This is a genomic window from Phytoactinopolyspora endophytica (assembly GCF_004138495.1).
Lineage (GTDB): Bacteria > Actinomycetota > Actinomycetes > Jiangellales > Jiangellaceae > Phytoactinopolyspora > Phytoactinopolyspora endophytica.
This window is the reverse complement of record NZ_ML142862.1, coordinates 50899-57819: the sequence shown is the minus strand read 5'-3', so window position 1 is coordinate 57819 and position 6921 is coordinate 50899. Positions and strand designations below refer to the sequence as shown.

Genomic DNA, 6921 nt, shown 5'->3' with positions numbered 1-6921 from the left:
ATGATCGGCGTGGCGCTCTCGTCGCGCGTGGATCATGAGGTAGAAATACAAGGATGGCGGTCCTGTGACCCCGAGATATACCGGAAGATAGACATGAGCGCGATGGGCCAGCGGAAAGGAGGCCGACGATGAAGAAGGCTCTGATCGTCCTACTTATTGCCTTCGTGGTGTACTTCCTGCTGGCCGAACCTGACGGGATGGCCGACGTCTTCACCACCATCTTCGATTTCTTCGGCGATCTCTTCGACGCAATCATCACATTCTTCGAAGAACTGTTCTAGGACGTGTCGCGTGCGCACGCCTAAGGAGATGCTCGACGGTCTGACCGACCGTTTTGTCCGGTGGCTGGACCGTGTCGCGGAAGACGGCCTCATCCGGATGCTCTGGTGGCGCGTCAGGTCCTGGTTCGGGCATCGCATGGTCGCCCGGAAGCTGGTCTCCGGAGAGCGGATCATCATCGAGGTCGCGCACAGCTGGATCGTGCATGTCCTTCCGGTTGCGATCGCCTTGCTGGGCGTCGTCCTGGCCATCGTGTGGGTGCCGTTCGTCTCCGCTCGTATCGCCTGGTTCGCCATCGCCGTGGTCGCCGGGCTCATCGGCTACGGGTTCTTCAGGTCGCTGTACTGGTCCAGAGACCGGTTCGTCCTCACCGACACCCGCGTGTTCCGCGTCTGGGGGCTGTTCTCCCTGCGAGAGGCCGAGATGGAGGTCGTGCGGCTGCTGGACGTCACGGTGCTTCGCCCGTGGTATCTGCGCCCGTTCAGTTCCGGCCACCTGGTGCTGGAGAACGCCGCACAGCAGCAAGGCATCCGGGAGATCCAGTATGTGCCGCGTCCGGAGGACATCGCTCGGCTGATCCACAAGCGCCGGCGGGAGATGACCGGAGCCGGTCCGAAGACGCCAGAGAAGAAGAAGGCCAACCCGCGGCGACCTGACCATCCGGCGACGAACCGCCCGGTGACAGCGCGTCGGCGGTGAGGGAGCAGTACATGCCGGAACCCCTTGATCTGAACTTCGACCCCATTGAGCGGGCGGGGCTCATCTGGCGCGAGCGCTTCGGCTCGTCCGAAGCGATGCTGGCGGCGACCTCGATCATGCGTGTGCAGCAGCTGCTCCTTGGTGAATACGACCGGGTCTGCCGCCCGTACGGGCTCACCTTCGCCCGTTACGAGGCGCTGGTGCTGTTGAGCTTCAGCCGGACGGGCGCGTTGCCGATGGCGAAGATCGGCGAACGGCTGATGGTCCACCCTACGAGCGTGACCAACACGATCCAGCGGCTGGAGACCGCGGGATTCGTGGTGAGGGAGCCCAATCCCCGGGACGGGCGCGGGACGCTGGCGCGCATCACCGATTCAGGGCGAGACGCCGTCAAGAAAGTGACGTCCGAGCTGATGGACGCAGAGTTCGGGCTGCGGGCCCTCGACGACGAGCAGCGGCTTGCCGTGTTCGAGCTGCTGCGGGGGATCCGGCTCGCCGCCGGCGACTTCCGCGACGACTCATGAACGCGAGCGCTGACCGGGCATGTAACACGGTCACCTCACACGGTCACCGTTCATGATCATGGGCGGCGGCGAACAGGTTGGCGAAGCCGGCGATGTACTGGTCGGCGGTGACGTCGCCGACCAGGTTGCGCTGGGCGACGTATCCGACCATGGTGCCGTAGAGGAACGCGGCGACGCTGTCCGGATCGGCGTCCAGCCGCACGTGGCCTGCCTCTTTCCAGCGGATCAGGACGTCGATCCAGCCCTGACGGACGTGCAGCGCCAGTTCCTTGACCACCGCGCCGACCTCCGGCTCGCGCAACGCCTCGGACCACACATGCATGGCGATCTTGCTCAGATCGACGTCCTTTCTTGTCAGCAGCTGGCTGACGGTGTTGATCACCATCTCCATCGCCTCGGCGGGTGAGGGGACCGGTTCCGTCTGGGCGATGGTCCCGAAGACCTCACCCACGCCCTCGGTGATGGTGCCTGCGGTGGCCTTGATGAGCTCGAGCTTGCTGGGGAAGTATCGGTAAACCGCTCCCGCGGACATGCCGGACTCGGCGAAGATGTCCTGCATCGATGTCGCGTGAAAGCCGTTGCGGGCAAAGCATCGCCATGCGGCTTCGAGGATCTGCTGCCGGCGGGCGACGAGATGGGCTTCGGATACACGTGGCACGTGGTCACCATAGTGGCTGAGGCGCGTTCCCAGGTATTGCGCCGTCGGCGTGGTGTGTGGCATTGTAAAGAGAACGGACATTCGTTTTTGGAGGATAGAGATGAACCACGAGCGTGTGACGGAGACGGGTAGAGAGCCGGAGCAGGCCGCGAGTGTGGGTAACGGGCGAACGGGCTCCCCGCCGTCCGATTGGCACAAGGTGATCAGGATCGGCATCGGTATGGCGATGTTCATCGGCGTCCTGCTGACCGCGTTCGCATGGCCGAGCTCTGAGGTTACGCCGCGCGACGTGCCGATCGCGGTCGTCGGAGGGCAGGAGGCGGCGGTGCAGGTGCAAGGGCAGCTCGACGCGGCGATGCCGGATGGCTTCGAGGTGGAGCCGGCGGCTGATCTCGATGCCGCCCGGGAGCTCATCGAGGATCGAGACGTCTACGGCGCGATCGCGATCAGCCCGGACGGGCCGCCGCAGGTGCTGACCGCATCGGCGGCGAGCCCAGTGGTGGCGCAGGTCATCCAGGGTATAGCCGACCGGATGACCCAGGAGATGACCGGGGCCCCGGCGGTTCAGGTAGAAGATGTGGTGGGACATCCCGACGACGACGCACGCGGCTCGGGCTTCTCCTCTGCGGCACTGCCGATGGTGATCGGTGGCATGGCCGTGGGGTACTCGATGTCGCTCATCATCGTCGGGGTGTGGCGACGGGTCACCGGCGCGTTGGTAGGCGCGACGGCGGGTGGTCTGGTCGGAGCGCTGGTCGTGCAGCCGTGGCTGGGGGTGCTGGATGGCAACTACCTGGCGAACGCGGGGGTGCTCGCGCTGGCCATAGCGGCGATCTCGCTGACGATCATCGGCCTGGGGTCGCTGTTGGGTCCGGCCGGTCTGGGAATCGGGGCGCTGGTCATGCTGTTGCTCGGCAACCCGTTGTCCGGTGTCACCACGGCGCCGGAGATGTTGCCGACTGGCTGGGGCACCCTTGGCCAACTGCTCCCGCCGGGCGCCGGAGGCAGCCTGCTCCGATCGTCGGCGTTCTTCGACGGTGCGGCCGCGGGCGGACCGATCCTGGTGCTGACCGCATGGGTGGTGCTCGGAGTAGTGCTTGCCGCGCTCGGCTGGGCGAAGCGGGAGCGGGTCACCGTCGCGTCCACGAGTCAGGCCGTGCCAGCAGGCTCGTGACCTGCTCGGGCAGGTCACCGCTGAGAATGTCGGAGACCGTGGTGGCCTCGAGCACGTCCCGCAGGCTCGCGCGCACCGCGACCCAGATCTGGGTAAGCGGTGCGGCGCTGCCGGGGTACAGGGTGTCCTCGGGTGGCATGCCGCGGACGGCGGCGAGCGGCCCTTCCGCCGCGCGGACGATCTCGGCGAGGGTGAGCTTCTCCGGGTCCCTGGTCAGTCGATATCCACCCGATGCGCCGCGCTGGGCTTCGATGATCCCAGCGCGGCGCAGGTCGCCGAGGATGGTCTCGAGGAACTTGCCCGGGATGTTCTGTGCTTCAGCCAGCTGCTGGCGGGTGGCGGAGACCGGGCGCAGCGATGCCAGCTCGATCACAGCTCGGACGGCGTAGTCGGCTCGGGCGGTCACATGCACATGTAGATACTGCCACCGATCGTGCGCCCGCAGGTGCACAAGGCGCGGCGTTGCGTCCTGCCGGCCGTGCGTTACTTGTCACCCCAGGAGCACGCTGGTCTCAAGCCCGTCGCCGCTGCGCCGCTCGGGTGACCCACGGCCAGGTGATCAGAGCCCACACCGAGGCGACGATCACGATCTCGACCAGGACATACCATGGCCACGGGCCGAACCAGTCGAGAAGCGACGCGGTCTGCGGCTTGGCGTTCAGGAATCCGTAGTTGGTGTCGGCCAACGAGTTGAACGTGAACACGCTGACCGCCCACAGAGCCGTCGCCGCCACCGCGATGCGGTAGCTGCGCCAGTCTGGGGCGATCCCAAGTCCCCATGTCAGGTAGATCGCGGCTGCCACCGTCAATCCGTGCATCGCCCAGTACAGGATGAACGACAGAGCAGGAAAGTCGAGCTCGAGGCTGGGGGTGAAGATCGCCTGAGTCGTCAGCGTCAGTCCCCAGTAGTACGTCAGTGCGACGGCCCAGCGATGGCGCGTGAACAATGCGTACACGGCGGTCATCCATGCCAGGTCGGAAAGCTGGATCGGCAGCGCTTGGTCGATGTTGAATCGGGGAGGGGTCAGGAACCAGATCTGCAACGGCAGTGTCAGGGACAAGAAGATCAGCGCGAACACCGTGCTGAGCCGTGCGGCGACAGGGCTTTCGCGCACGGCACGGCCCCGTCGCACCAGCCACCAGGTTGCGACGAGTAACAGCGCCAGCACGGCCAGATGAGACAGGCCGTATGGCGAGAAGTGACCGGTTGCCGGCATCACATCGTCTACTACCCAGTTCGGGCGCTGACCCGCCTCGGCCGGTGCCCGACGAGCGAGGCCGTGGTCTGCATGAGTGACGGGCCAGGGACGACGTGAGCGACGAGCCGACGGACGACGTGAGGACGTGGCCACGGATGACGTGAGCGACGTGCACAGCGTCCGTCTCGGCTGTCATACTTACTAGGACGTCAAACAATCGGACGTCCTCGTACATGTTGGCGACCCCAACAGGAGGCAGCTGTGCACGCAGATGACGTCGAAGGCGGCCGTCGACGCTGGCAGGAGCGGATGCGCGCAGCCGTTGAGAAGGGGCACGTGCGGGACGCCGACTTCACCACACTGTCTGGGCTCGAGGTGGATCCTGTCTACGGGCCCGAGCCCGGCGTCGACGATCCGCGGTTCGAGCGCATCGGCTGGCCGGGCGAGTTCCCGTATACCCGAGGTCTGCATACGACGGGATATCGCGGCCGGAGCTGGACCATGCGCCAGTTCGCCGGCTTCGGCAATGCCCAGCAGACGAATGAGCGCTACAAGATGATCCTGCGTTCGGGAGGCGGAGGCCTGTCGGTCGCGTTCGACATGCCGACGCTGATGGGCCGGGATTCGGACGACCCGCGCAGCATCGGCGAGGTGGGGCACTGCGGGGTGGCGATCGACTCCGCGGCGGACATGGAGATCCTGTTCGAGGGCATCCCGCTCGGCGACGTCACCACCTCGATGACCATCAGCGGGCCCGCGGTGCCGATCTTCTGCATGTACGTGGTCGCGGCGGAACGTCAGGGCGTCGACCCCGGCGTGCTCAACGGGACCTTGCAGACGGACATCTTCAAGGAGTACATCGCGCAGAAAGAGTGGCTCTTCGGCCCCGAGCCGCACCTGCGTCTCATCGGTGACCTGATGCAGTACTGCGTGGACAACATCGCCGACTACAAGCCGCTGTCCGTCTCCGGTTACCACATCCGCGAAGCCGGATCCACGGCGGCGCAGGAGCTGGCGTTCACGCTGGCGGACGGGTTCGGTTATGTGGAGCTGGGGCTCTCACGGGGCTTGGATGTGGACGTCTTCGCGCCCGGGTTGTCGTTCTTCTTCGACGCTCACATCGACTTCTTCGAGGAGATCGCCAAGTTCCGCGCTGCCCGGCGGATCTGGGCGCGCTGGATGCGCGACGTGTACGGCGCGACCACCGAGCGAGCGCAGTGGCTGCGATTCCACACCCAGACAGCCGGAGTCTCACTGACCGGACAACAGCCTTACAACAACGTGGTGCGCACTGCCGTCGAGGCGATGGCGGCGGTGCTCGGCGGGACCAACTCGCTGCACACGAACGCTCTGGATGAGGTGCTGGCGCTGCCGTCGGAGCACGCGGCGGAGATCGCGCTGCGAACGCAGCAGGTCATCAACGAAGAGACCGGTGCGGCCAACGTAGCCGACCCCTTGGGCGGATCCTGGTATGTGGAGGCGCTGACCGACCGGATGGAGGCGGAAGCGGAGAAGACGTTCGAGCGTATCCGCGCCATGGGGGAGCGGGACACTCGTTGGCAGAGCGCGTATGGTCCGATGACAGCGGGGATCCTGCGCGGCATCGAGGACGGCTGGTTCATGTCGGAGATCGCTGATTCGGCTTTCGAATACCAGCAGAAGCTGGAGAAGGGCGAGAAACGGATCGTCGGTGTCAACGCCCATAAAGACACGGTCTCCGGCGAGTTGGACATCCTGCGCGTCTCGCATGAGGTCGAGCATGAGCAGCGGCGGGTCCTCGCCGAGCGTCGGGCCGGACGAGACGACAGCGCGGTCCGAGGCGCGCTCGCCACGATGGTGGACGTTGCGCGGACGGACGGAAACATGATTCCCGCGATGCTGGAGGCGGCACGGGCCGAAGCGACCCTGGGGGAGATCTGCGATGCGCTCCGTGCCGAATGGGGCGGCTACACCGAACCCGCCAGGTTCTAGGCCACGAGTTCTCGCCCACGTGTTCTAGCCCCGGGGGACCCGCTTCGCATCCTGAGCGCTGTTCGTAGAGGATGGGGGGTATGAACTCGAAGAGCTTCAGCCGTCCTGGCGCTGTGGACTTGTCGTCGCTGAAAAACGCACCGCAGGGTGGCCCTGCGGGCGCCGGTGCGGCCGCTGGCGGCCCTGCCGGAACATCACCCGGTAGCGGCTATGTCATCGATGTCACCGAGGCCACCTTCCAGTCCGAGGTGATCAACCGGTCCGCGTCGGTCCCGGTCGTCATCGACTTCTGGGCCACATGGTGTGAGCCGTGCAAGCAGCTGTCTCCGATCTTGGAGAAGCTCGCGGCCGAGTACGGCGGGCGGTTCGTCCTGGCGAAGATCGATGTCGACGCTAACCAGCAGATCGCGGCATCGG

8 protein-coding genes and 1 pseudogene are annotated in these 6921 nt (G+C 65.9%); 6 read left to right on the top strand and 3 right to left on the bottom strand.

Going from position 1 to position 6921, the window contains the following annotated elements:
* Nucleotides 1–128: 128 nt before the first annotated feature.
* From ELR45_RS35695 to ELR45_RS23505, 3 genes are read left to right on the top strand one after another with little or no spacing between them, the layout of a single operon-like run.
* Entirely contained in the window at nt 129–281 is a 153-nt protein-coding gene (locus ELR45_RS35695) for a hypothetical protein (protein ID WP_165368044.1), read from the top strand.
* Nucleotides 282–291: 10 nt separating this feature from the next.
* Nucleotides 292–978 carry a PH domain-containing protein gene (locus ELR45_RS23510; RefSeq protein ID WP_129668519.1) on the top strand — a complete coding sequence of 229 codons (687 nt, stop codon included), beginning with the start codon at nt 292–294 and terminating at the stop codon, nt 976–978.
* Nucleotides 979–989: 11 nt separating this feature from the next.
* The gene (locus ELR45_RS23505) at nt 990–1502 is read left to right on the top strand and encodes a MarR family winged helix-turn-helix transcriptional regulator (RefSeq protein WP_129668518.1); all 513 of its coding nucleotides are present in this window, start codon (nt 990–992) and stop codon (nt 1500–1502) included.
* A 43-nt stretch (nt 1503–1545) separates the two neighbouring features.
* Here ELR45_RS23505 and ELR45_RS23500 read toward each other — a convergent pair whose 3' ends face one another.
* Entirely contained in the window at nt 1546–2160 is a 615-nt protein-coding gene (locus ELR45_RS23500; RefSeq protein ID WP_165368043.1) for a TetR/AcrR family transcriptional regulator, read from the bottom strand.
* A gap of 100 nt (nt 2161–2260) precedes the next feature.
* Here ELR45_RS23500 and ELR45_RS23495 point away from each other — a divergent pair, with 100 nt between their 5' ends.
* Nucleotides 2261–3334 (top strand): ABC transporter permease, encoded by a 1074-nt coding sequence (locus ELR45_RS23495; RefSeq protein ID WP_165368042.1) that lies wholly within the window; start codon nt 2261–2263, stop codon nt 3332–3334.
* Here the strand turns inward: ELR45_RS23495 and ELR45_RS23490 are convergent.
* Together ELR45_RS23490 and ELR45_RS23485 are read right to left on the bottom strand one after the other, a co-directional pair.
* Nucleotides 3291–3746: an RrF2 family transcriptional regulator gene (locus tag ELR45_RS23490; RefSeq protein ID WP_129668515.1), complete on the bottom strand. Its 456-nt coding sequence runs from the start codon at nt 3744–3746 to the stop codon at nt 3291–3293. The two genes, ELR45_RS23495 and ELR45_RS23490, sit on opposite strands and share 44 nt — an antisense overlap.
* A 100-nt stretch (nt 3747–3846) precedes the next feature.
* Entirely contained in the window at nt 3847–4551 is a 705-nt protein-coding gene (locus tag ELR45_RS23485; RefSeq protein WP_129668514.1) for a YwaF family protein, read from the bottom strand.
* 243 nt (nt 4552–4794) lie between these two features.
* Here ELR45_RS23485 and ELR45_RS23480 point away from each other — a divergent pair, with 243 nt between their 5' ends.
* Nucleotides 4795–6504, top strand: coding sequence for a coenzyme B12-dependent isobutyryl-CoA mutase large subunit (locus ELR45_RS23480; protein ID WP_129668513.1), 1710 nt, complete (start codon nt 4795–4797; stop codon nt 6502–6504).
* A gap of 80 nt (nt 6505–6584) precedes the next feature.
* Nucleotides 6585–6921 (top strand): annotated as a pseudogene (locus ELR45_RS38855) (thioredoxin family protein); the annotation flags it as partial.

Excerpts from the sequence above, each read along its gene's own strand:
- ELR45_RS35695 (WP_165368044.1), top strand. The coding sequence starts at position 129 with ATGAAGAAGGCTCTGATCGTCCTACTTATTGCCTTCGTGGTGTACTTC.
- ELR45_RS23505 (WP_129668518.1), top strand. The coding sequence starts at position 990 with ATGCCGGAACCCCTTGATCTGAACTTCGACCCCATTGAGCGGGCGGGG.
- ELR45_RS23495 (WP_165368042.1), top strand. The coding sequence starts at position 2,261 with ATGAACCACGAGCGTGTGACGGAGACGGGTAGAGAGCCGGAGCAGGCC.
- ELR45_RS23485 (WP_129668514.1), bottom strand. The coding sequence starts at position 4,551 with ATGCCGGCAACCGGTCACTTCTCGCCATACGGCCTGTCTCATCTGGCC.